This window comes from Gordonia jinhuaensis (assembly GCF_014639795.1).
Taxonomy (GTDB): domain Bacteria; phylum Actinomycetota; class Actinomycetes; order Mycobacteriales; family Mycobacteriaceae; genus Gordonia_B; species Gordonia_B jinhuaensis.
Map to the genome: position 1 here is coordinate 18,283 of NZ_BMGC01000004.1, position 22,789 is coordinate 41,071.

The window sequence follows — 22,789 nt, forward strand, 5'->3', positions numbered from 1 at the left end:
GGTTGCGTCTGTGCCGCGCGAACGCGCTCCCTTGGAACTGGTTGCGTCTGTGTAGATGCAACCAGTTCACGCCGACGCATCCTTTGCAATGGGCGCGAATTTCAGAACTGGTTGCGTCTGTGCGGACTGGTTGCGTGGGTCGCCGCGCGAACGCGCCCCCTCAAAACTGGTTGCGTCTGTCCGGACGCAACCACTTCTCACGTACGCATCCATTGCAATGGGTGCGCATCTCAAAACTGGTTGCGCCTGCACAACCGCAACCAGTTCGTGAACGCCCCCCAACAAACGCACCCAGTTTGTGAGCGCCCCCCGACAAACGCAACCAGTTCGTAAACGTGCCCCGACAAACGCAACCAGTTCGTGAACCCGATCTCACAAACGCAACCAGTTCACAGGCGACACCCCGCCTGCGGTGCCGACATAGCGCGTCGACACCCGATCAGCGACCAGAAGGTCACCGTCGGCCGCCCACGCCGCGTGGATCATCCGGTGCCGGATACGCGATGGCGTCCGATGCGGCGCGGATAATGCGCACTACGACGAATACCCACACGCCAACTCACGCGCGGCGTCTGCGGTCTCGGCCACCACCCAGGCGCGATGTCGGAGTCTCGACGCGGTCGATTCCCCGGATGCGTACGGATCTCACGCCTTGTCGAGGTAGCGGACCTGGTGCCTGGCGAAGACCGCATCAACCAGGCCGGACATCGCCGGTTGCGACGAGAGCGTGATGTCGGCACCTACCGCGGCGTCGGCGACAATGTAGGCCGCGTCGATGACGTCGCCGTCCTCCAGCAGCGACAGATAGTGCAGCACCACGCCTTCGCCGGATTGCGATTCCCCCAAGACGTCGCCCTCACGTCGCGCGGCGAGGTCGACCAGCGCCAGTTCATATCCATCCGTCGACCCGGCGACTGCCTCCAGCCGCGCCCACGCCGGCGACTGCGGTGTGACTGCGGTGAGCAGCAGACACAGTCCGCGATGACGTCCGCGGCCCACACGCCCACGCAACTGGTGGAGCTGGCTGACCCCGAAGCGATCCGCGTCGACGATGAGCATCGCCGAGGCATTTGCCACATCGACGCCCACCTCGATCACGGTGGTCGACACCAGCACGTCGATCTCACCTGCCACGAACTCATCCATCACCGCGGCCTTCTCGTCGGCAGGCATCCGTCCGTGCAGTGTCGCGACGCGGAACTGTCCCAACGGACCCCTGCGTACGATCCCCTCGAGGTCGAGCAGGGAGACCGTCTTCTCCTGGCTCCCCTCAGCAACGCTCCCCTGAGCAGTCCCGTTCTTGTCGGGCTTGCCACGGGCGCTGGACTTGGCGCTGGACTTCTTCGCCTTCGATGACCCCTTCGTCCCGGCGCGACGCGAGCTGCCGCTGTCCTCGTCGCCGATACGCGAACAGACGACATACACCTGCCGTCCGCTCTGGATTTCCTCGGCCAGTCGCTCCCACGTCCGCGCCACCCAGTCGGTGCGGCGCGCGGGCACCACGGTTGTCTGCACCGGTGCGCGTCCCTTGGGCATCTCGGTGAGCATCGACGTCTCGAGGTCGCCGTAGATGGTCATCGCCACCGTTCGCGGGATCGGTGTCGCCGTCATCACCAGCAGGTGCGGGATGACGTCGTCGGAGCGGCGCTCACGCAGCGAATCACGTTGGGAGACACCGAATCGATGCTGCTCGTCGACGACGACGAGACCGAGGTTGAAGAACGTGACGTTGTCGCTGAGCAGCGCATGGGTGCCGATGATGATGCCCGCGGTGCCACTGACCACGTCGAGCAACGCCGCCTTCTTGGCAGCCGTACGCATCGACCCGGTCAGCGCGACCACCTTCGTCGCGCCGTCTGCTGCGCCGAGTTCGCCGGCCGTGGCGAGGTCGCCGAGCATGGTGGTGATACTGCGCAGGTGCTGAGCGGCGAGCACCTCGGTGGGGGCCATGAGCGCACACTGATATCCGTTGTCGACCATGCGCAGCATCGCGATCAGCGCCACCAGCGTCTTGCCCGATCCGACTTCCCCCTGCAGTAACCGGCTCATCGGCTCCCCGGAACCCAGGTCTGCACCGATCTCCTCGATGACCTGCTCCTGGCCGCCGGTGAGTTCGAACGGAAGCCGTTGTCGTAGAGCGTCTTCGAGACCACCGGGAACATGCGGACAGCTCGGCCCCCGTCGTCCGCGGTCGGCATAGCGACGTTGCGCGAGCGCCAGCTGAAGCGCCAGGGCCTCATCGAACTTGAGCCTCGTCCGCGCGCGTTCGATCTCCTCCTCACTGCGCGGCTGGTGGATGGCGCGAATCGCCTCATCCTCGCTCATGAGGTCGCCGCACTCATGTCGCTGTTGCGCGTTCAGAGCGTCGTCGAGTTCGGGCAGCTGCAGTAGCGCAACGGCCACCGCGCCCATGATCGTCGATGTGGGCAAGCTCGCGGTGGCGCGGTAGATCGGAACCATGTCGCGCTCGAACATCTCGCTACCGGTGGGCAGCGAGATGTTCCGGCCACCGTCATCGCCGGAACTCGCGTCGGCACTGCGTTCATGAGCCTCGGCGGCATCCCGCAGAAGAGAGTTCAACGCCGAGAACAACTCCGACCCGACCGAGGAGAGCTCCACCTGGTCGGTGTCGTCGGGCATCACCATCCAGTCGGGGTGTGTCAGTTGCGGACTCCCGTTGAACAGGGTCAGCTTGCCCGCCACCATCAACCGAACCCCGGTTCGGACCTGCCTCGCGATTGCGAACGGGTTGAAGAAGGTTGCCTCGACCTTGTGCGTGCCGTCGTCGAGGAGCACCTTGAGGAGCTTGCCCGGTCGATTGCGCATCGTCTTCAGTTCGGCACTGACCACTGTGGCGACCAGGGTCACCCACTCGCCTTCGACGAGTTCCGCGGACTTGGACACGCCGTTGCGCCGCACATAGCTGCGTGGGCGCAGTCGGATCAACTCCCCGACGGTGTGCAGGTCGAGTTGTTCGGCGAACAACGCCGCCTGCGCCGGACCGAGCAGTTCAACGAGATCGGTGGTCAGCGACACGGTCATTCGATGGCCACCTGAACCAGTTCGTCGGTCTGTCCGGTGCGGTGGATGTGGCATTCAACCCCGGGATGGGTGTGATGGATGTGCTCGACCACCTTCTGGGCGACCGCGTCGTCGAGGTCGGCACCGGTCAGCAATGTCACCAGCTCGCCACCGGTGGTGAGCATCAGATCCACCAGCGCCGCCGTGGTCACCGCGACGTCGCGGTCGACGACGAAGGCATCCAGACCGACCAGACCGAGGTAGTCCCCGGCCTGTGACGCGCCGGCGAGCGTCAGTGCGGGTTCGGCGGCTCGCACCACCGCACCCCAGCGGGTCGACGCGGCTGCCTGCGCCATCGCGTAGGCATCGGCGTCGGGAGCGGCATCGGGGTCGTGCACCGCCATCGCGGCCAGACACTGCGCCATCGACAGTGTCGGCAGGAACACCGCTGTGCGCTGACGGCCGCGCAGATCGGCCGCCACCGGCAGCAGATCCTGTGCGGGCAGGGCACCGTTGGCCATCACGATCGTGTGACCCGCATCGAGGTCGGCCACTGCGGCACCCAGTCGCTCGGCGGTGAGCGGCTGCTCGTCGGATCTGATCACCGACGCGCCCTCGGACTCGAACAACTCCGCCGCCGCGGCACCTTTGACCACGGCGAACACCGCGCGGCGATGCGCCGGTGCGGGCGCACCGGGGTCGATCCCGGCCCGCGTGCGGTCGAGGGCGAAACAGCTGATGCGAATGTCGGCGACCTCGCCGACCTCGAGGCCGGCTTCCACGGCCCTGCCCGGCTCGCAGGTGTGGACGTGCACGGAGAACCGCTCGGCGGAGGCGTCCGAACTGTCGCCGACCACGACCACCGCGTCACCGAGTTCATCGAGCGTCTCGCGCAACTCGGAGATGCGGGGTGTGTCGACCTGCGACAACAGGTACATCACCTCGTAGTCCATCTCCTCGGTGTCATCGACCGCGTCGGCCGGATGGCCGAGGGGATCTCCACCACCGGCGAGGGCACCTCGGTACACGCGCCGGCGCACCTGCACGCCGGTCAGAACGGCGACCAGCGCATCGAGGAGAACGAGGAGTCCCCGGCCACCGGCATCGACCACTCCCGCATTGCGCAGCGCGGGGAGCTGATCGGTGGTGTCCTCCAGCGCCTCGGCACAGCGATCGGCGATGGCACGGGCCATATCGGCCGGTGAACTGCCGACATGCTCGTCGGCGGTGGTCGAACATTCCTCCAGGAGGGTCAGCACCGTGCCCTTCTCCGGATTGCTCACCGCACGGTGTGCGGCTCGTGATGCCAGGCGCAGTCCACGCGAGAAGAGGTCGGTGAAGGCGACGTGCCCGCCGACGGCCACGTCGTCGGCCGCATCGGCGAGCCCGACGAGAAGCTGCGAGAGGATGATCCCGGAGTTACCGCGCGCCGACCCGACCGCGGCGTCGGACATGGCCCTGGCGACGGCGACGGTCTGGGCGGCGTCGTCACCGACACGCTCGACGTCGTCGGCGGCAGCGGCCGCAGCCGACATCGTGTGCGCCATGTTGGCACCGGTGTCGGAGTCGGGGATGGGGAAAACGTTCAGGTCGTTGATCTCGCCGCGGTGCGCGCGCAGATCCTCGGCCGCGCGGCACGCCCAGTCGCACAACAGCTGCGGGGACACCGTCACGGTGCCGCCGGTGCGACCCTCACCCCCCACCGCGCCACACCACCTTTCGACTCGACTGTCCTGTCAGCCTAGATCCCGCCACCGACACCACGACGCAACCGTCGGCGGCACCGCTGTGAGCCCGGGTCGGACCGGCCATGTCGGCGCTGCGGTCGGCAACCGATATGATGGGCGGCGAAAGATGGTCCGGTAGGCGCATTTGGAACCCACGGGTGTCTACGGCTACTCTTGAGCGGTTGCCCTGTGGCCGTCGTCAGCGACGAGCCCAGGCGCCGATGAACCTGTTCACACTATCGAGGAGTTCGACGATGGCTGCCGTTTGCGACGTTTGCGGCAAGGGCCCCGGCTTCGGGAAGTCGGTCTCGCACTCGCACCGGCGCACCAACCGGCGCTGGAACCCGAATATTCAGACCGTTCGCGCTGAGGTCGCCCCTGGCAACCACCGGCGCGTCAACGTGTGCACCTCCTGCCTCAAGGCCGGCAAGGTCACCCGCGGCTGAAACGCCCTTGGCTGTATGCCGGTCGCCTGGCGGCCGGTGATCAGCGCACCGTTCATATCGAGAACACCGCCGAGCACACAGTGCCTCGGCGGTGTTTTTGTGCCCTACCCGCGTGGATGTCGGCCGGCCCGGGCGCCTCGCAGCGACGCACACCACGAACTGATCACGCGATCAGAGCGCGATCACGCAGTGGGCAGCCGCCAGTCGACCGGCTGCGCACCGAGCGACTCCAGGGCCGCGTTGGCTCGAGTGAACGGCCGCGAACCGAAGAATCCGCGACTTGCCGACAACGGCGAGGGGTGCGCCGAGATGATGGCCGGCACGTCGGGCATCTGCGTACGCAGGGATGCCGCATCACGCCCCCACAGGATCGCGACGAGCGGCTGTTCGCGCGCCACGAGCGCGCGGATGGCGCATTCGGTGACCTTCTCCCAGCCACGGCCACGATGCGACGCCGGAGCGCCCGGTGAGACCGTCAGCACGCGGTTGAGCAGAAGGACCCCTTGATCGCTCCACGGCGACAGGTCACCGTTGACCGGACGCTCGTAACCCAGGTCGTCGGTGTACTCGGTGAAGATGTTGGCCAGCGACCGCGGCACGGGACGTACGTCGGGCGCGACCGAGAAACTCAATCCGACTGCATGGCCTGGTGTGGGGTAGGGATCTTGCCCCACGATGAGCACCCGCACGGTACTCATCGGCTGCGTGAAGGCGCGCAGGACGTTCGCGCCGGCGGGCAGATACCCTCTGCCCGCGGCGATCTCCTCGCGCAGGAACCGGCCCATGTCGGTGATGACGTCGGCGACCGGCTCGAGCGCCTGTGCCCACTCGGGGTCGATCACCTCGGCGAGCGGACGGGCCGGGGCGGTCATCGGTCGAGCCGACGCAGATTCTCGCGGTAGAACTTGGCGTTCTCCACGTAGACGTCGACGTTCAAGGCGACGTGCCCGGTCGAGACCTCATATCCCTCACGCACTTTCGCGGGAACACCCAGTGCCATCGACTTCTCCGGGATGGTCGATCCGAAGGTGACCACCGCACCGGCCCCGACGATGGATCCAGAGCCGACGGTCGATCCGTTGAGCACCACCGAACCCGAGGCGATCAGGCAGTCGTCGCCGATCACCGCGCCCTCGATATGCGCGTTGTGCCCGACCACACAGCCCGCGCCGATCACGGTGGGGTGGATCTGGGTGCAGTGCACCACGGTTCCGTCCTGGATGTTCGAGCGCGCACCGACGGTGATGCTCCCGTAGTCACCGCGCAGGACCGCGCCGGGCCACACCGACACCCCGTCGGAGAGCGTCACGTCGCCGATGACGACCGCGTCGGGATGGACGAAAACGTCCGCGCCGAAAGTGGGCTCACGATCACCGAGTGCGTAAACGGGCATGCGCGTCAATCTACGCCAGCGCCGATGTGCCGTGGCCCACACGGTCGACACCCATACCGGTCGACACCCACACCGCTCGGCAACCACCGCCCACCGGTCCGTCCCCAGACGACCCCGGAAGGATCCGGTGAAGAAGTCAGTCGAAGGATTGCCACCCGCGGCGCCCGGTGGGGATCCCGTCGATCAGCACCGTCGCCCTATCAACGGATTCATCTCCACCCGAAGCGTCGGCGACCCGGCCGATCACCGTCCACCCCGAGGGCACGGTCCCCGGCGGAAATGTCGCCAGCAGCTGATGATCCTCACCGCCGGTGAGCACCCAGTCGTCGGCGTCGGCACCCAACAGCACAGCGGCGTCGGCCAGTTCTCGCGGCCTGGGGATGCTCGTGGAGTCGACCTCGAACACCAGTCCGGCGGCCTGCGACATGGTGGCCAGCTCGGCGACCAGACCGTCGGAGACGTCGGTGAGAGCATGTGCGCCGCAGCGCTCGGCGATCGGCCCCTGCGACAGGTCTGGTCGTGGAACCCTGTGTGCGGCAATGAGTTCAGGAAATCTCTCGACGCCGGCAGCCAGGAGTGCGAGTCCGGCGGCCGACGCGCCGAGCGGCCCGCTCACCGCGATCACGTCACCGGCTCGTGCGCCGTCGAGCCGCACCGCCCGGCGCCCCGCGGTCGTCCCGAGGACCGTCACGGTGACCACGGTCTGTCGGGTGGCCACCAGATCACCGCCCAACAGACTCGCCTGCAGGCCGCGTAGCCCCACCCCGACACCGCGCGAGATCTCGGCGACCACCGACGCCGAGGTGCTCGGCGGGCATCCGATCGAGACCACCGCACCGACGATCACCGCACCCATCGCGGCGATGTCGGCGGCCGCGGCGATCACCGCTCGCTCCCCCACCGCCGCCGGCGTCGTCCATTCCCAGCGGAAGTGACGATCCTCCACCGCCGAGTCCGTGCTGACGACGGTCGCCGACGGGATGTCCAGCACAGCGGCGTCATCGCCGGAACCGATGACCACCCGCTCGTCGTCGCGCGCTCTGGCCTGCGCAGCCAGCACCGACAGCAGCGCCGCCTCGCCCACCTGGGCGACACTGGCCGACTCCCAGTCACCCTCCCAATCACCGTGCAGCGGCACATCACAGCGGCGATCGTCGTTGTCGGACACGGCAGCGGCACCTCGATCTCAGCGGTTCGACTCAGGGAGTTGGTTCTGCACGGTTCGGGCTTGGTCGGGGCCCACGTGAGGGTCGCCGACACCACATCTGACAGCAGCGCATGCGGGTGACCCGACACCCGTCGACTACGCTGAGTCGCGCTCGGACAGGGTAGTCGGTGACAATATGTGCCAGTCTATTCGCGTCCGGCACGCGGACCGCCGGTACAGCCCACGACGGACCGTCGCCACATCGGCAGCAGGGAAAGGATGGTCGTGGTTCAGGCATACATTCTGATCCAAACCGAGGTCGGAAGGGCCGCTCTGGCGGCCGCGACCATCTCCGAGATCACCGGTGTCGCCTCATCGGAGGAGGTCAGCGGCCCGTACGACGTGATCGTTCGCGTCGATGCGACCGATGCGGCCCATCTCACCGACCACGTGGTGCCCCAGATCCAGAAGGTCGACGGGATCACCCGTACGCTCACCTGCCCGGTGGTGTCGACCACTCGGTGAACACCTCGCACGACCAGCCCGACCAGAACCGCCCCGACGACGACGATGTCGAACGTGCAGACGGCGCGACGGAGCCTGCGCGGGATCGATCCGCGCAGCCACCTCGAAGTGCAGCACTGATCGCACTGATCGCCGCGATTCCCGCCATGGTGATCGTGGGATTCATCACCTATGCGGTGCTGGGACCGTCCGACGGGTCGTCGCAGGCGGACAAGTCGACACCACTGGACTCCATGTCAGCACCCCAGTCGACATCGGCGGAGTGCACCTCCCTCGTGGCAGCGTTACCGAAGAAGCTCGACGGCTACCGCGAGCGCACCGAACACGACGGATTGATCACCTGGAAGTCCGCCGACGACGATTCCGGAGCGGTCCGGCTGCGGTGTGGCGTCGACCGCCCGACATCACTGGTGTCGACGTCGGTGCTGACCGGTGTCGACTCGGTCCAGTGGTTCACCCCGGACTCCGACGACACCGGCTCACCCGCATCGAGCCAGAGCCCGACGACCACCACCTCTGACGCCGCCGACGGGGCGCTCTGGTATGCGGTGGACCGCCGACCCTATGTCGCGATCTGGCTGCCCTCCGACGCCGGGAACGGACCGATCTCCCAGATCTCGGATGCGGTCAACACGACGATGCCCGCCACCACCGTCGACGTCGGCTCCTGATCCAGCCCTCCCGAGCCGTCCCAGGCCATCTGCTGGCCGTACCCGATACGTGAGCGCCGTCGCCTACTCGCTCTTCTTCGACCGCCCCAGCAGCGAGGCGACGGCGTCGGCGACATCCCAGCCCTCATGGCAGATCCGGTGCACCGCGTCGGTGAGCGGGACCTCGACACCGTTCTTGGCGGCCAACGCACGTATCGATGTGCACGACTTGACGCCCTCGGCAACCTGCCCGCCGGCGGCGCGCTGCGCCTGCTCGAGCGACTGCCCCTCCCCGAGCCGCGCCCCGAAGGACCTGTTGCGCGACAACGGCGAGGAGCAGGTCGCCACCAGGTCGCCGACCCCGGCCAGTCCGGCGAGGGTTTCCGCCCGCGCGCCGAGTCCTTCGGCCAATCGCATCGTCTCGGCCAGCCCGCGCGTGATGATCGTGGCAAGGGTGTTCTCGCCGAAGCCCACTCCGGTGGCGATCCCGCACGCCAATGCGATCACGTTCTTGATGGCACCGCCGATCTCACATCCGACGACGTCGGTCTTGGTGTACGGGCGGAAGTATCCCGTGGCGAAGGTGTGCTGGAGCTCGCGGGCTCGGTCGTGGTCGGTGCAGGCGATCACCGTCGCCGCAGGCTGCCGCAGCGCGATCTCACGCGCCAGATTCGGTCCGGTGAGCACCGCGATCTGCTCGTCGGGCATCTCGGTCACCTCGGCGATGACCTCACTCATCCGTAGCAGGGTGTCTGACTCGATGCCCTTGGCCAACGACACCAGCACCGCCTGCGATCCGATGTACTCGCGCCAGTCGCCCAGGCACTGCCTGAGCACCTGCGACGGACTCGCGCACACCACGAGATCGGCTCCGTCGAGCGCTTGCGGCACCGAACTCGTCGCCGAAAGCGTTTCCGGCAACACGATGTCGGGCAGATAGCTGGAGTTGACGTGAGTCGTGTTGATCTCGTCGGCCAGATCGGATCTGCGCGCCCAGAGCGTGGTCTCGGTTCCGGCATCGTGCAATACCTTGGCGACCGTCGTACCCCACGATCCCGCGCCCATCACGACTGCTCGCATCGCCGCCCCTCCTGCCGCCGGTCCCTCGACACCTTCCGACGCACCCGGCCGAGTCCGCGTCGACGTCGATTGTGGCCAAGCCTAGCCACCGCGGTGGACGGGACCCGGGTGCCCCCGGAGGGCATCATGGAGTCATGCGAGAGCTCCGCGGGTCCGAATCACCCGATCGCAACCTCACCGAGACGCAGCGACCGATCGTGGTGGTGATGGCGGTCAAAGAGCTCAACCAGGCGAAGACGCGACTGGCCGGTGCCTTCTCCGACGCACTGCGCGCCGATCTCGTGCTCGGGATGTACCTCGACGTCCTCGACGCCGTGGTCGACCTCGCCGACACACCGGGGGGTGCACCGGTGACCGCCGTGGTGGTCAGTCCCGACGAGATCGTGCGCAACGAGGCGACCCGCCGCGGCGGTCTGGCTCTCGACGACCCGGTGCGCTCTGATCGCCGTGACTCGCACGGGGGTTCGGCACAACGCCTCAATGACGCGCTGCTGGCCGGTGCACGCCATGCCCGGGAACTCCTCCTCGGCGCCGCCGCCGCCGGCGACCTCGCGCGGCCACGGATGGTGTTCCTGCAGGCCGATCTCCCCGCGATCACCACCGACGTCCTGCGGCAGGCACTCGCCGCCGTCGAGCAGACGGCACTCGGCCACACCGATCGCGATCAGCCGGCGACCGCGGCAGTGGTGTCGGATCGACGTGGAACGGGAACTGCCATGCTCATCGCCGATGACACCACCGCACTCGACGGGCTCCTCGGTTTCGGGCCGGATTCGGCGACGGTGCACCGTTCCCGCGGTGCGGTCGACCTGGTCGCGGCGACCTCCTCGACCGACCGGTCGAGAAGGCAACGGTCGTGGGGATCGTGGGAGCCGCTGCGCACCGACGTCGACACGATCGAGGATCTGCACGCGGCGGCGGCGCTGGGCGTCGGCGCACACACCGCCGCAGTGCTGCAACGATTGCCCATCGGTACGAGCACCGCGGCCGCCTGCAGAACCCGGTGACACACGCGCAGCCCATCAGAGCCCACGCGGAGCCCCCGGCCTCGCGACAATTCACTCCTCACGACAATTCACTCACCGTCCATCCGCCACCGGGGCGGACTTCGGTGCCTTCCTGTCGCGTGATGCGCAATGATGGACACGTGACGTCTGACGACTACTCAGCCACCGACACGGTTCCCGACGATCCGGGTGACGCGACCATCCCGACGGCGCTGCCCACCGCACCGCCGGCCGCGACCCAAGCGCCACTCGATGCGTCCGAGCGCTACCTGAACCGCGAACTGAGCTGGCTCGACTTCAACGCCAGGGTTCTCGCGATGGCAGAGGACACCTCGGCGCCGCTTCTGGAGCGCGCCAAGTTCCTCGCGATCTTCGCCTCGAACCTCGACGAGTTCTTCATGGTGCGCGTGGCGGGGCTCAAGCGACGCGACGAGATGGGTCTGTCGGTGCGGTCGGCCGACGGGCTCACACCGCGCGAGCAGCTCGCCCGCATCGCACGCCGGACGCAGGCGCTCACCGAACGCCACGCGCGTGTCTTCGAACAGTCGGTGCGCCCGGCGTTGGCGGACAACGGAATCTATGTGGTCAGTTGGGAAGACCTCTCGGCGGCGCAGCGAGAGCGCCTCACCGCACATTTCCACGAGGAGGTGTTCCCGGTGCTGACGCCGCTGGCCGTCGACCCGGCACACCCCTTCCCCTACATCAGCGGCCTGAGCCTCAATCTCGCGGTGACCGTTCGGGACTCCGAGGAGTCGGGCGAACACTTTGCGCGAGTGAAGGTTCCCGACAACGTCGATCGGTTCATCACGGTCTCTGATCTGGCACCCGACCCCGAGCCGGAGTCCGACCCCGATCTCCCCCACACCACGCTGCTGCCGATGGAAGATCTCATCGCCGCGAATCTGGACGCATTGTTCCCGGGGATGGAAATCGTTGAACGCCACGTGTTCCGCATCACGCGCAATGCGGACTTCGAGGTGGAAGAAGACCGAGACGAGGATCTCCTGCAAGCCCTCGAGCGCGAACTCGCGCGTCGGCGATTCGGCTCACCCGTGCGCCTGGAGGTCGCCGACGACATGAGCGAGCACATGCTCGATCTGTTGCTGCGCGAGCTCGACGTGAACCCGGCCGATGTGATCCAGGTACCCGGACTTCTGGATTTGTCGTGTCTGTTCCAGGTGTACGCCCTGGATCGGCCGACGCTCAAGGATCGTCCGTTCGTACCGACCACCCATCCGGCCTTCGGGGAGCGGGAGACGCCCAAGAGCGTCTTCGCGACCCTGCGTGAAGGCGATGTGCTGGTTCAGCATCCCTACGACTCGTTCTCCACGAGTGTGCAGCGCTTCATCGAACAGGCCGCCGCCGATCCGCAGGTGCTCGCGATCAAGCAGACCCTCTATCGCACGTCCGGCGATTCGCCGATCGTCAACGCACTCATCGACGCCGCCGACTCCGGCAAACAGGTGGTCGCATTGGTGGAGATCAAGGCGCGCTTCGACGAGCAGGCCAACATCAAGTGGGCACGTCAGCTCGAACAGGCAGGCGTCCACGTGGTCTACGGGCTCGTGGGGCTCAAGACCCATTGCAAGACATGTCTGGTCGTGCGACGCGAGGGCTCCACCATCCGTCGGTACTGCCACATCGGGACAGGCAACTACAACCCGAAGACCGCACGCCAATACGAGGATGTGGGCCTTCTGACCGCCTCCCCCGACATCGGCGCAGACCTCACCGATCTGTTCAACACACTCACCGGATACTCCCGAAAGGTGAGTTACCGCAACATACTCGTCGCCCCGCACGGCATCCGGTCGGGCATCATCGAACGGATCGAGCGGGAGATCGCGCTACATCAGGCCGGAGACTCCAAAGCCCGAATCCGGTTGAAGGCCAACGCCCTGGTCGACGAGCAGGTCATCGAGGCGCTCTACTCCGCCTCTCAGGCCGGTGTCCCGGTGCAGATCGTGGTCCGCGGCATCTGCGCACTACGACCCGGGCGCGAAGGGATGAGCGAGAACATCACCGTACGGTCGATTCTCGGGCAGTTCCTCGAACACTCGCGCATCTTCCATTTTGGGGCGAGCAACGAGTTCTGGATCGGGTCGGCAGACATGATGCACCGCAACCTCGATCGCCGGGTGGAGGTGCTCGCGCAGGTCCGCGACTCTCGTCTGACCCGCGAACTCGACGAGATCTTCGAATCCGCACTCGATCCGCGGACCCGCTGCTGGGAACTCATGCCCGACGGGAGCTGGTTGGCCATGCCCGCCGAGGGCGTGGAGGTACTCGACCATCAGCGACAGATGATGCGTCTGCATCGCAATCGCGTGGACAGCCTGGGCTGACCGGGAGCCGAGGCGAGAGCGAGGCGTAGGTCATGACCCACAAGAAGCGACGTACCGGCAAGGGATCGACCGACAGGAAGCACAAACGCACGATCTACGCGGCCGGAGGCGTCCTGTGGCGCAGCGACGATTCCGGAGCGGTCGAGGTCGGCCTCGTGCATCGTCCGCGTTACGACGACTGGTCGCTACCGAAAGGGAAGACCGAAGCCGGTGAGACATTCCTGCACACCGCAGCCAGGGAAATCGGCGAGGAGACCGGATATTCGGTGAGAATCGGGCGGCATTTGTCACGTGTTCGATATCGCACCGACAGTTCGACCACAAAGTATGTCCATTACTGGTCGGCGGAGGCGATTGCCGGCGATTTCGCCGAAAATCACGAAGTCGACAAACTCGTCTGGCTCGATCCGGCGACCGCGATGACCACGGTGAGCTACCGCGAGGACGCCGCGGTGCTGGCCGAATTCACCCGACTGCCAATCGATCTCAAGACGCTCCTCATCATCCGCCACGCGAAGGCCGGACAGAAGGCCAAATACCGCGGCGACGATCGGCTGCGGCCGCTGGACAAGGTCGGCAAACGCCAAGCACAGGCCCTCGTGCCACAGTGTCTGGTTTTCGGTGCGCAGCACGTACATTCGGCGGACCGCGTGCGCTGCGAGCAGACTGTCGGCCCGCTGGCCGAGACCCTCGGGGTGCCCATCCTCAGTGAACCCACTCTGTCGGAGGAGGCGTATCACGACGACCCGGACGCAGCACATCAGCAGATGCTGTCCATTGCCGCCATGCCCGGGATCCGCGCGGTCTGCAGTCAGGGGAAGGTGATTCCACCACTACTGGACTGGTGGACCGGACGCGACCGTGTCGAGCTGCCGGTCGGGGCCACGCGCAAGGCCTCGATGTGGGTACTGAGCCTCGACGAGGACTCCCGCATCCGCGGCCTCGACTACATCGACAGCCCACTCGCGCACTGACGCACAGACGCACTCGCGCACGAGAAGAACCCCCTGCGTTGGGAAGGACGCAGGGGGTTCTTTCTTGCGGGCGGTGCGAATACTTCTCAGCGACGAGTCGTCTTCTTGGCAGTCGTCTTCTTGGCGGTGGTGCCGGTCTTCTTCGCGGTCGTTGACTTGGCCGGGGTCGACTTGGCCGCGGTGCTCTTGCGTGCGGTGGTCGACTTTGCCGGAGTCGACGACTTCTTCGCCGGAGTCGTCGACTTGCGCGCGGTGGTCGAGGTCTTCTTGGGCGTGGTGGTCGACTTCTTCGCCGTCGTGGTGGTCTTCTTCGGCGTGGTGGTCGACTTGGCCGCAGTGCTCTTGCGTGCGGGAGTGGCCGTCGACTTCTTCGCCGCGGTGGTACCCGTCGACTTCTTTGCCGCGGTGGTCGACTTGCGTGCAGTGGTGCCGGTCGACTTCTTTGCCGCCGTGGTCGACTTCTTCGCCGCGGTGGTGGTGGTTCCGCTGCCGCGCTTGACGGCCGGTCCGGTGGCACTGAGTTTCTGCTTGCCGGCGACCACAGCCTTGAACTGTGCACCGGGGCGGAAAGCGGGCACCGACGTCGGACGGACCTTCACGGTCTCACCGGTGCGCGGGTTACGGGCCACACGCGCCGCGCGGCGACGCTTCTCGAAGACACCGAAACCGGTGATCGTCACGCTCTCACCCTTGGTCACCGCGCGAACAACGGTGTCCACGAAGCCTTCCACCGCCTCGGTGGCGGTTCGGCGATCGGTGTCGAGTTTCTTGGTGAGTTCATCGATGAGCTCGGCTTTGTTCATGGATTCAACCTCCGCAAGCTGTTGACCCCACTTGGGTCAGCTACCGAACACGGTAAACGTCAAACCCGAGAACGTCCATGTTCCACGCCAATCAATCCCCGGCGTGGCGAATCCCGATAAGCCAAAAGAGGTTACGGCGCCGCAACGGCGCACGCGTTCACATCACCTCTCCAGTGTCACCGGCTTCCATGATGGCCGCGACTTCTCGAACTCGGAAATCGCGTCTACCTGCTGCAATGTCAGTCCGATGTCGTCGAGGCCCTCCATCAGACGCCATCTGGTGTAGTCATCAATTCCGAAGCGCACCACCAGGTCACCCACCGTGACCGTCCGATCTTCAAGGCTGACGGTGACTTCCGTCCCAGGCTGTTCCTCGAGCCGTTTCCAGATGAGTTCGATGTCGGACTGCTCCACCACGGCGGCCAGAAGTCCGGCCTTTCCGGAGTTTCCACGGAAAATGTCACCGAATCTGCTCGAGAGCACCACGCGGAATCCGAAGTCCATCAACGCCCAGACAGCATGCTCGCGCGACGAGCCGGTACCGAAGTCGGGACCTGCCACCAGGACCGAACCGCGACTCCAGGGCTCGTTGTTGAGGATGAACTCCGGATCGGTGCGCCAGGCGGCGAACAGACCGTCCTCGAATCCCGTTCGGCTGACCCGCTTGAGGTAGACGGCGGGGATGATCTGGTCGGTGTCGACGTTGCTGCGACGCAGCGGGACACCGATTCCGGTATGAGAGATGAACTTTTCCATGGTGAACTCCTGACGTTTGCGGGGGTCGTGGTCGGTGGTGGGTGCGGTCGGGCGATGTCCTTGCGACAGCGATCAGTTGAGATGACAGCGGTCAGTTGAGATCTGCCGGCGAGGACAGCCGACCACGCACTGCGGTCGCCGCGGCCACCGCGGGCGAGACGAGGTGGGTACGACCGCCCTTGCCCTGCCGGCCCTCGAAATTACGGTTGGACGTCGAGGCACAACGTTCGCCCGGTGCGAGCTGATCGGGGTTCATCCCCAGGCACATCGAACATCCGGCATTACGCCACTCGGCCCCTGCGGCAACGAAGATCTCACCCAGCCCTTCGTCCTCGGCCTGTGCGCGCACCCGCATCGAACCGGGCACCACCAGCATCCGGATGCCGTCAGCGATCTTGCGCCCCTTGAGGATGTCGGCGACGGTACGCAGATCCTCGATGCGCCCGTTGGTGCACGAGCCCACGAACACCGTGTCGACAGCGATGTCACGCAACGGGGTTCCCGGGGTGAGATCCATGTAGGCCAATGCCTTACGGGCGGCCAGCGCGTCGGATTCGTCGCCGAAATCGGACGGATCGGGAACGACCGAACCGAGCGGGAGTCCCTGTCCCGGGTTGGTACCCCACGTCACGAAAGGCGTGAGTTCCGAGGCGTTGATGTGGACCTCGCGGTCGAACTCCGCACCCGGATCTGTCCGCAGACTCTTCCAGTGCTCGACGGCCTCATCCCACTCCGCACCCTTCGGGGCGTGCTCGCGGCCCTGGAGGTAAGCGAAGGTGGTCTCGTCGGGGGCGATCATGCCCGCACGCGCACCGGCCTCGATCGACATGTTGCAGATGGTCATTCGAGCTTCCATCGACAGCTTCTCGATGGCCGGACCGCGATATTCCAGCACATGCCCCTGCCCGCCACCGGTGCCGATCTCCGCGATCACGGCCAGGATCAGATCCTTGGCGGTGACGCCGGGTCCGAGTTCGCCGTCGACGGTGATCGCCATCGTCTTGAACGGTCGCAACGACAGGGTCTGGGTCGCGAGCACATGCTCGACCTCCGAGGTGCCGATTCCCATTGCGAGGGCACCGAATGCACCGTGTGTGGAGGTGTGCGAGTCGCCGCACACCACGGTGGTACCCGGCTGGGTCAGCCCCAGCTGGGGTCCGACCACGTGCACGATGCCCTGCTCCAGATCGCCCATGGGGTACAGGCGGACACCGAATTCCTCGCAATTGCGACGCAGTGTCTCCACCTGGGTGCGCGACACCGGATCGGCGATGGGCGCCAACAGATTCTCGGTGGGGACGTTGTGATCCTCGGTCGCGATGGTCAGATCCGTCCGGCGGACCCCGCGTCCGGCCAGTCGCAGACCTTCGAAGGCCTGCGGACTGGTCACCTCGTGGACGAGGTGGAGATCGATGTAGATGAGGTCGGGGTCACGCTGACCGTGTTCGTCGACCCCACCGGGGACCACGACGTGTTCGGCCCAGACCTTCTCGGCCATCGTCCGCGGCGTCGTCGCCGCGTCGTTGTTGTCGCTCATCTGTTTCCTCATCACTGAAGTCGTCGCCATCGCTGACGTCGCCATCGCTGACGTCGCCGCCACCGGATCGCGCCGGCGTACACGGACCGGGCTGGGTCGTGCGGCGCGCCGGGGTCGTCGCGATGTGCATCTCACTATCCGGGAGTCTAATATCGGCTCGTGGGAAATGATAACTCATCCCGATCAGCCTCCGACACCGCGGGTGTCAGCAGTGGGATCGGTGTGCTCGACAAGTCCGTCGCCGTACTGCAGGCCGTTGCCGTTGCACCGTGTTCGTTGGTCGAACTATGCGAGCGCACGGCACTTCCCAGGGCTACCGCACACCGCCTGGCGATGGGCCTGGAGACCCACCGACTGCTCACGCGCAACGCGGGCGGGCAGTGGTGTCCCGGTCCCGCACTGGCCGAACTCGCCGCCCCCGTGCACGACACGGTTCGCGAAGCCGCACTGTTGGTGCTGCCACGACTGCGCGAGATCACCGGCGAGTCGGTCCAGATCTACCGCCGCGAGGGCAGCGAACGCATCTGCGTGGCGGCACTCGAGCCACCGACAGGCCTGCGCGACACCGTCCCTGTGGGCAGCCGACTGCCCATGACCGCCGGGTCGGGAGCACGAGTTCTGCTCGCCTGGTCGGATTCGGCGACCCAGCGCGCACTCCTCGCGGGCAGCGGTATCACCGAACGGTCGCTGGCCGAGGTGCGCAGGCGCGGCTGGGCGCAGAGCGTGGGCGAACGCGAACCCGGTGTCGCCAGCGTCTCTGCCCCGGTGCGCGACGGGAGCGGTGAGGTGATCGCCGCGATCTCGGTGTCCGGGCCGATCGACAGGATGGGCCGGCGCCCCGGTATCCGCTGGGCCGCAGACCTTCTCGCCGCTGCCGAGGCCATGCACAAGAGACTCAGCCCCTCGCGTCGCTGACATTGCGAGAAACCGCGGATACCTGACCGCGCCGGCCACCATCGGGTAGGACTGAGGTCATGGGAGTCAATCAGCGCCGCCAGATCACCATGTCCGACACCGAGATCGCCGAGTTCATCGACCACAGCCGCACTGCCACGCTGGCCACTCACGGCGCCGACGGAGCCATTCATCTGGTCGCCATGTGGTACGGGGTCATCGACGGCGAGATCTGGTTTGAGACCAAGTCGAAGTCGCAGAAGGCCGTCAACATCCGCCGCGATCGACGGTGCTCGGTACTCATCGAGGACGGCGACACCTACGACACCCTGCGCGGGGTCTCGATCGAGGGGGTGGCCGAGATCTACGACGACCCCGAGCACTGTCACCGCGTCGGCGTGAGCGTGTGGGAGCGCTACACCGGGCCCTACTCCGACGATGTCGCACCGCTCGTGGAGCAGATGATGAACAAGCGCGTCGCCGTCCGCGTCACCGCGTCGCGGACGCGCTCCTGGGACCATCGCAAGCTCGGTCTCGATCCGGCACCGGTCGCCGGTTCGACCGCCCGCCATCTCCCGACAACACGCGGCTGACCCCGCCGGGCAGGCCCAGCGCGATCGTCCCCGTCTGTTCGAGCGCAATGATGATGCAACACAGAAAAGGCGCCTCATCCCGGTAATGGATGAGACGCCTCACATCTGTTGTAGCCCCGACGGGATTCGAACCCGCGCTACCGCCTTGAGAGTTCGTTCTCGCACCGCAGGTCACGCGGCTATGAGGCTGTGACCAGCGCAGACGACCACCAGGTTTACCCTGTATTCCCCACGGTCTCATTGCCCTTCGTGTCCAATCGGTGTCCACCGCGCAGCTTGTCCAGGGACTCCGCGACGGCCTCCAAGTCGGTGTCGAACAAGTCGCTGTACACGTCGAGCGTCATCGACGCCTTGGCGTGCCCGAGCATCCGTTGCACCCCCAACACCGACGCGCCCGCCGAGATCGCGAGCGACGCCGCCGTGTGCCGCAACTCGTGCGGCGTGAAACCCTCGGGGCAGCGTGAGGCCACCACCGCGTCATCCCACCACGACTTCCGGGCCACCTTCACCCGCAGCGGATTCCCGCGACGCTCGCCGGTGAACACCAGCGACTCACGACCCTTGCCCGCGAGGAATCCGCCGAGCTCGTTCGCCACCGACCGCGGTATCGGCACCCACCGCTGTTCGTGATCCTTCGGATCGCCCCACACAAACTGACCGTAGACCAACGTGACCGAGCGGGTCACATGCACACGACGGCGCAACATGTCGATGTCTTGCACCCGTAGTGCTGCCATCTCACCCCATCGCAAGCCTGTGTAGGCGAGCAGCAGCACGAGAGGGCGCCACGGCCCCGCCGCCACCGCCAATTCCTCCACCTGTGCAGCCGTGAGGTACCGGCGCTTGGCGTGCTTCACCCTCGGGAGATTCACGCCCTTTGCGGGATTGCTCGGGATGCGCCCATCACGCACCGCGAGTTCGAGAATCTGCGACAGCACGCGGTGATGTTTCACTACCGACGCCGCCGAACACTCCTGGCCGCTCACCCACTTCTGCACATCGACGTGTCGCACCTTCGCCACCGGCAGCCGCCCGAGTGTCGGCGCGATATGCGTCTCGATGATCGACTCATACCGCGAGCGCGTCGACGGCGCGAGATTTGCCTTGCCCTCCAACCACCGCGCCGACCACTCCGACACCGTCACCTTTCCCCGCGTCGGATCGACGTAGGTGCCGGCAGCCTTGTCCGACTCGACCGCGTGCAGAAACGAAGTCGCCGCGGCCTTCGTGCCGAAACCACGCTTACGGGTTTGCTGCCCGGTCGGCTTGCGGTAGCGCACCTCCCATCGGTGGCCGTCGCCGACGGGGTAGCGCGAGATCGACCCCATGATTCACTCGTGCCCGGTCACTTCAATCACGTTCACCTTGACCTCGGGAGCGGTCGTCGATCCGCCGAGGGTGGTGTCGTAGGTCTTCGATCCCCACACGCGTGCCCACATGGTGACGAGGTCGCCTTCGACGACGTTGGCGAACACACCGTTGACGCCCTCTTTGGCGATAGTGTTGACCGTGTAGTAGTCGGCAGGCTCTGCGCCGGTAGAGACACGGATGTACTTGTCGCCGGTCACCGAATCCGCCTGCGTCACTTTGCCGTAGATGACGACCTTCTCGCCCAGGTGCGCGTCGGGATTCTTCGCGATCAGTTGCCAATCGCGATCGCCGATGTCCTTGAACTGAGTCTTGTCCTGCTCGCGAGCGGTGGCCTCGGCGAGCGCTGACGACATGGCTGCCGACTGTGAGGCGTCGGCCTGCGGGTCGACGGGCGTCGATGTGGTCGCGGTACCGCGTGCGTCGGTCGACGGCGTGCCCCCTGATGGCGACGCAGTGTTTCCCGTGTCCGACAGGGTTGACCCGATCGCGCCGATAATCACCACGAGGGCGATGAACCCGCCGATCCACCACCACGCCTTCGAGGAGCGGTTCTTCTTCGGCGTGATCCGCGTTTGTGCGGTCCACCGGTATCCGTCCCACCACCGTTCACGACCAGAACCTTCCGGGTCGGGCAACCAGCTAGGCGGGGTTGGCTGAGTCATTGTGATTCCCTTCGTGAGCGCGCAATCGGCGCAATCGGTACACCGTCTGTGGCGAATACTCTAAAGCGTCAGGATTATCGAGGAGTCGACTTATTTTCTGCCAAAACCGGGTCACCGACATGCCGAACTCGGCGCGCACGGCGTCGGCATGATTGCCCGCGTAATTCCAGCGTCGACCCGCCATGTCGAGGAGCCGACGATCCTCGTCGGTCATAGCCCCTCCAACTGTTCGTCGATCCATGCGCGTTCGGCGTCGGTCAGTGACCGTCCGAGAGCTTGGAGCATCGGTACGTCGACCCATAGTTCGGCTGCAACCTCACCTGTCGATCGAGTCCACCGCAGGACATCCACCAGATGGTCGAGGGCGATGAGTCGTCGTGCCGCGATGCGCTCGACCGTCAACTCCTCGCGAGCTCGCAGCACTCGGTCAGTGGGGAACACGCGGCGCTCATCGTGAACGAGCTCGTGGGCGAGTGTGGAGCGGCGTTGAGCCTGATCGTCGCCAGTGTTGATCGTGACCCGATCACCGCGCAGACAGCCGCGCCGACCATCGGCCAGCCGCTCGAAGGTGATGTTCAGATGTTCGCGGTCACGCGCATCTCGCCAGGGGTGGTACATACCGGACAAGCTAGGGCACGCCACCGACAGAAACGGCGCTGACCAGGAATTACAGACGTGTAATTCAGGCTTCAGTCAAATCCACAGCGTGTGCGTTCTGCGCCTTAGCGGGGCGCTCAAACGCTGCAGGAATCGCGACTCCCTCCGGATGGAGTGCAACGAAGTCGAGGAACATGCCGAACTCGGCGTCCGGCCCCGGCACCACCGAATCGGCGTCGGGTGCGATTGCGCATACGTCGTGCAGCATCGAGACCACGCGCACATCGCCTCCGACGCCACGGGAAAAGGCGGTGCCATACCCGCCAGCTGCGCGGAGCCGCCCAAGGATAGTCGAGAGGGGCTCGCTATCGAGAGCGACAACGACAGGGCAATGGCCTTCATCGTTGGTGACGAGATCGAGTTCGATGGCGCCGATGGCCAAGTTGATGTTCACCTCGTGCCGCAGTTGGTCAAGCTGGTCCACGCGATTACTCACCTGTTCACTCCCTTTCCCGTATTTCGGATGATACGCGCACGGTGTTGCGCCTCGTCGGAAGCGCTTGTCGGTCCGGTCAGGGATGTAGGTTCCGCTCAAGCTTTCCAGGCGTTCGTGCGCCGCCTTCTGTGCACGCTTCGCGTGCTGTTTTCCCTGCTGGCGTCGTCTGGTCACGCCCCATCCTCCGGCCCCTCGGGGTCGGGCGCTTCACCCTGCTGGTCCATGTCGCGGCGGGTCTGCTCACCCTCAGAGATACCGCCAGCGTCTCGGGCGGCAAGGTCCTGATCGTCCTCGTCCTCGTCTTCGTACGCGACAGGCAGCGGTGTTACGCGGGGGTCACCCGCGTCGGTCTTCTCGTCCTTCGACGGCGAGCTCGATGTTCCCTGTTGCGCGGGCGGGGCGGTATCGGCGGGTTGATCGGCATGTCGGTCCCTAGCATCTAGGAGCACTCGGACCATGGCCCGGATGACCTCGCGCTCCCGATCGTTCAGCTTCCCTGCGTCATCGGGCAGGGTGAACGGCTGATGCTCGACCGCCGGCTCTCCGCGTAGTTCGTGCACCCTCGCGGGCGACGTGCCGAGTGCGGTGGCGACTTGCCTGATCGCATCCTCGGTGGTCCCCTCGCCGCGGAGCACTCGTCGTACTCGCGTGTGGTTCATTCCTGCGCGTGTTGCCAGTGGCCGGTATCCGAACTCGATGCCCTTCGCATCAAACAGTGCTCGCCACTGTTCTGCCGGTAGGTTCGGATCGCTCACAAGGTCACCC

Annotated in this window: 23 protein-coding genes; 8 read left to right on the forward strand and 15 right to left on the reverse strand. The window is 66.1% G+C overall.

Translation table 11 applies throughout. From position 1 onward, the window contains the following. Positions 1–645 precede the first annotated feature (645 nt). Together IEW22_RS03885 and IEW22_RS03890 are read right to left on the reverse strand one after the other, a co-directional pair. Positions 646–3,042 (reverse strand): ATP-dependent DNA helicase RecG, encoded by a 2,397-nt coding sequence (locus IEW22_RS03885; RefSeq protein WP_188585288.1) that lies wholly within the window; start codon positions 3,040–3,042, stop codon positions 646–648. Next, on the reverse strand, positions 3,039–4,724 hold the full coding sequence (locus tag IEW22_RS03890) for a DAK2 domain-containing protein (RefSeq protein ID WP_229742156.1): 1,686 nt from the start codon (positions 4,722–4,724) through the stop codon (positions 3,039–3,041). The genes IEW22_RS03885 and IEW22_RS03890 overlap by 4 nt, the downstream gene beginning before the upstream one ends. A 278-nt stretch (positions 4,725–5,002) precedes the next feature. On the opposite strand from IEW22_RS03890, the gene rpmB reads away from it, so the two are divergent. After that, the gene (gene rpmB, locus IEW22_RS03895; RefSeq protein WP_188585289.1) at positions 5,003–5,194 is read left to right on the forward strand and encodes a 50S ribosomal protein L28; all 192 of its coding nucleotides are present in this window, start codon (positions 5,003–5,005) and stop codon (positions 5,192–5,194) included. A gap of 182 nt (positions 5,195–5,376) precedes the next feature. Here the strand turns inward: rpmB and IEW22_RS03900 are convergent, their stop codons facing one another. From IEW22_RS03900 to IEW22_RS03910, 3 genes are all read right to left on the reverse strand, one after another. Next, positions 5,377–6,066 (reverse strand): uracil-DNA glycosylase, encoded by a 690-nt coding sequence (locus IEW22_RS03900; protein WP_188585290.1) that lies wholly within the window; start codon positions 6,064–6,066, stop codon positions 5,377–5,379. Continuing rightward, positions 6,063–6,587, reverse strand: coding sequence for a gamma carbonic anhydrase family protein (locus tag IEW22_RS03905; RefSeq protein WP_188585291.1), 525 nt, complete (start codon positions 6,585–6,587; stop codon positions 6,063–6,065). The genes IEW22_RS03900 and IEW22_RS03905 overlap by 4 nt, the downstream gene beginning before the upstream one ends. A gap of 136 nt (positions 6,588–6,723) precedes the next feature. Beyond that, positions 6,724–7,755, reverse strand: a complete 1,032-nt coding sequence (locus tag IEW22_RS03910) for a thiamine-phosphate kinase (RefSeq protein WP_229742157.1) — start codon at positions 7,753–7,755, stop codon at positions 6,724–6,726. Positions 7,756–8,013: 258 nt separating this feature from the next. Between IEW22_RS03910 and IEW22_RS03915 the strand changes: the two genes are divergently transcribed. Further along, the gene (locus IEW22_RS03915) at positions 8,014–8,259 is read left to right on the forward strand and encodes an Lrp/AsnC ligand binding domain-containing protein (RefSeq protein WP_188585292.1); all 246 of its coding nucleotides are present in this window, start codon (positions 8,014–8,016) and stop codon (positions 8,257–8,259) included. Then, positions 8,256–8,930 carry a DUF3515 domain-containing protein gene (locus tag IEW22_RS03920; protein WP_229742158.1) on the forward strand — a complete coding sequence of 225 codons (675 nt, stop codon included), beginning with the start codon at positions 8,256–8,258 and terminating at the stop codon, positions 8,928–8,930. Before IEW22_RS03915 ends, IEW22_RS03920 begins: the two co-directional genes overlap by 4 nt. A 63-nt stretch (positions 8,931–8,993) precedes the next feature. Here the strand turns inward: IEW22_RS03920 and IEW22_RS03925 are convergent, their stop codons facing one another. Next, positions 8,994–9,989 (reverse strand): NAD(P)H-dependent glycerol-3-phosphate dehydrogenase, encoded by a 996-nt coding sequence (locus IEW22_RS03925; protein ID WP_188585293.1) that lies wholly within the window; start codon positions 9,987–9,989, stop codon positions 8,994–8,996. A 134-nt stretch (positions 9,990–10,123) separates the two neighbouring features. On the opposite strand from IEW22_RS03925, the gene IEW22_RS03930 reads away from it, so the two are divergent. From IEW22_RS03930 to IEW22_RS03940, 3 genes are all read left to right on the forward strand, one after another. Beyond that, a complete protein-coding gene (locus tag IEW22_RS03930; protein WP_188585294.1) occupies positions 10,124–10,996 on the forward strand; it encodes a hypothetical protein in 873 nt (290 codons plus the stop codon). Between the two features lie 122 nt (positions 10,997–11,118). Next, complete coding sequence (locus IEW22_RS03935) at positions 11,119–13,341, forward strand: RNA degradosome polyphosphate kinase (RefSeq protein WP_188585295.1); 2,223 nt, start codon at positions 11,119–11,121, stop codon at positions 13,339–13,341. Positions 13,342–13,373: 32 nt separating this feature from the next. Then, a complete protein-coding gene (locus IEW22_RS03940; RefSeq protein WP_188585296.1) occupies positions 13,374–14,315 on the forward strand; it encodes an NUDIX hydrolase in 942 nt (313 codons plus the stop codon). Positions 14,316–14,401: 86 nt separating this feature from the next. Here IEW22_RS03940 and IEW22_RS03945 read toward each other — a convergent pair whose 3' ends face one another. The 3 genes from IEW22_RS03945 to leuC all read right to left on the reverse strand — a co-directional run bounded on the left by IEW22_RS03945 (position 14,402) and on the right by leuC (position 17,411). Continuing rightward, positions 14,402–15,118 (reverse strand): HU family DNA-binding protein, encoded by a 717-nt coding sequence (locus IEW22_RS03945; protein WP_188585297.1) that lies wholly within the window; start codon positions 15,116–15,118, stop codon positions 14,402–14,404. Positions 15,119–15,280: 162 nt separating this feature from the next. Beyond that, positions 15,281–15,874, reverse strand: coding sequence for a 3-isopropylmalate dehydratase small subunit (gene leuD, locus IEW22_RS03950; RefSeq protein ID WP_188585298.1), 594 nt, complete (start codon positions 15,872–15,874; stop codon positions 15,281–15,283). Positions 15,875–15,965: 91 nt separating this feature from the next. After that, a complete protein-coding gene (leuC, locus tag IEW22_RS03955) occupies positions 15,966–17,411 on the reverse strand; it encodes a 3-isopropylmalate dehydratase large subunit (RefSeq protein ID WP_188585299.1) in 1,446 nt (481 codons plus the stop codon). 159 nt (positions 17,412–17,570) lie between these two features. On the opposite strand from leuC, the gene IEW22_RS03960 reads away from it, so the two are divergent. Together IEW22_RS03960 and IEW22_RS03965 are read left to right on the forward strand one after the other, a co-directional pair. Then, positions 17,571–18,326, forward strand: a complete 756-nt coding sequence (locus IEW22_RS03960) for an IclR family transcriptional regulator (protein ID WP_188585300.1) — start codon at positions 17,571–17,573, stop codon at positions 18,324–18,326. A gap of 59 nt (positions 18,327–18,385) precedes the next feature. Further along, the gene (locus IEW22_RS03965; RefSeq protein ID WP_188585301.1) at positions 18,386–18,898 is read left to right on the forward strand and encodes a pyridoxamine 5'-phosphate oxidase family protein; all 513 of its coding nucleotides are present in this window, start codon (positions 18,386–18,388) and stop codon (positions 18,896–18,898) included. A 215-nt stretch (positions 18,899–19,113) separates the two neighbouring features. On the opposite strand, the gene IEW22_RS03970 is transcribed toward IEW22_RS03965, so the two are convergent. The 6 genes from IEW22_RS03970 to IEW22_RS03995 form a co-directional block, all read right to left on the reverse strand. After that, positions 19,114–20,226 (reverse strand): tyrosine-type recombinase/integrase, encoded by a 1,113-nt coding sequence (locus tag IEW22_RS03970; protein WP_188585302.1) that lies wholly within the window; start codon positions 20,224–20,226, stop codon positions 19,114–19,116. Positions 20,227–20,229: 3 nt separating this feature from the next. Beyond that, entirely contained in the window at positions 20,230–20,931 is a 702-nt protein-coding gene (locus IEW22_RS03975; protein WP_188585303.1) for a DUF2510 domain-containing protein, read from the reverse strand. Next, entirely contained in the window at positions 20,909–21,145 is a 237-nt protein-coding gene (locus tag IEW22_RS03980; RefSeq protein ID WP_188585304.1) for a DUF3263 domain-containing protein, read from the reverse strand. Before IEW22_RS03980 ends, IEW22_RS03975 begins: the two co-directional genes overlap by 23 nt. Next, positions 21,142–21,549: a hypothetical protein gene (locus IEW22_RS03985; RefSeq protein WP_229742159.1), complete on the reverse strand. Its 408-nt coding sequence runs from the start codon at positions 21,547–21,549 to the stop codon at positions 21,142–21,144. The genes IEW22_RS03980 and IEW22_RS03985 overlap by 4 nt, the downstream gene beginning before the upstream one ends. A 64-nt stretch (positions 21,550–21,613) precedes the next feature. Further along, a complete protein-coding gene (locus tag IEW22_RS03990; RefSeq protein WP_188585305.1) occupies positions 21,614–22,198 on the reverse strand; it encodes a hypothetical protein in 585 nt (194 codons plus the stop codon). Further along, entirely contained in the window at positions 22,195–22,779 is a 585-nt protein-coding gene (locus tag IEW22_RS03995) for a hypothetical protein (protein ID WP_188585306.1), read from the reverse strand. The genes IEW22_RS03990 and IEW22_RS03995 overlap by 4 nt, the downstream gene beginning before the upstream one ends. Between the last annotated feature and the right edge of the window lie 10 nt (positions 22,780–22,789).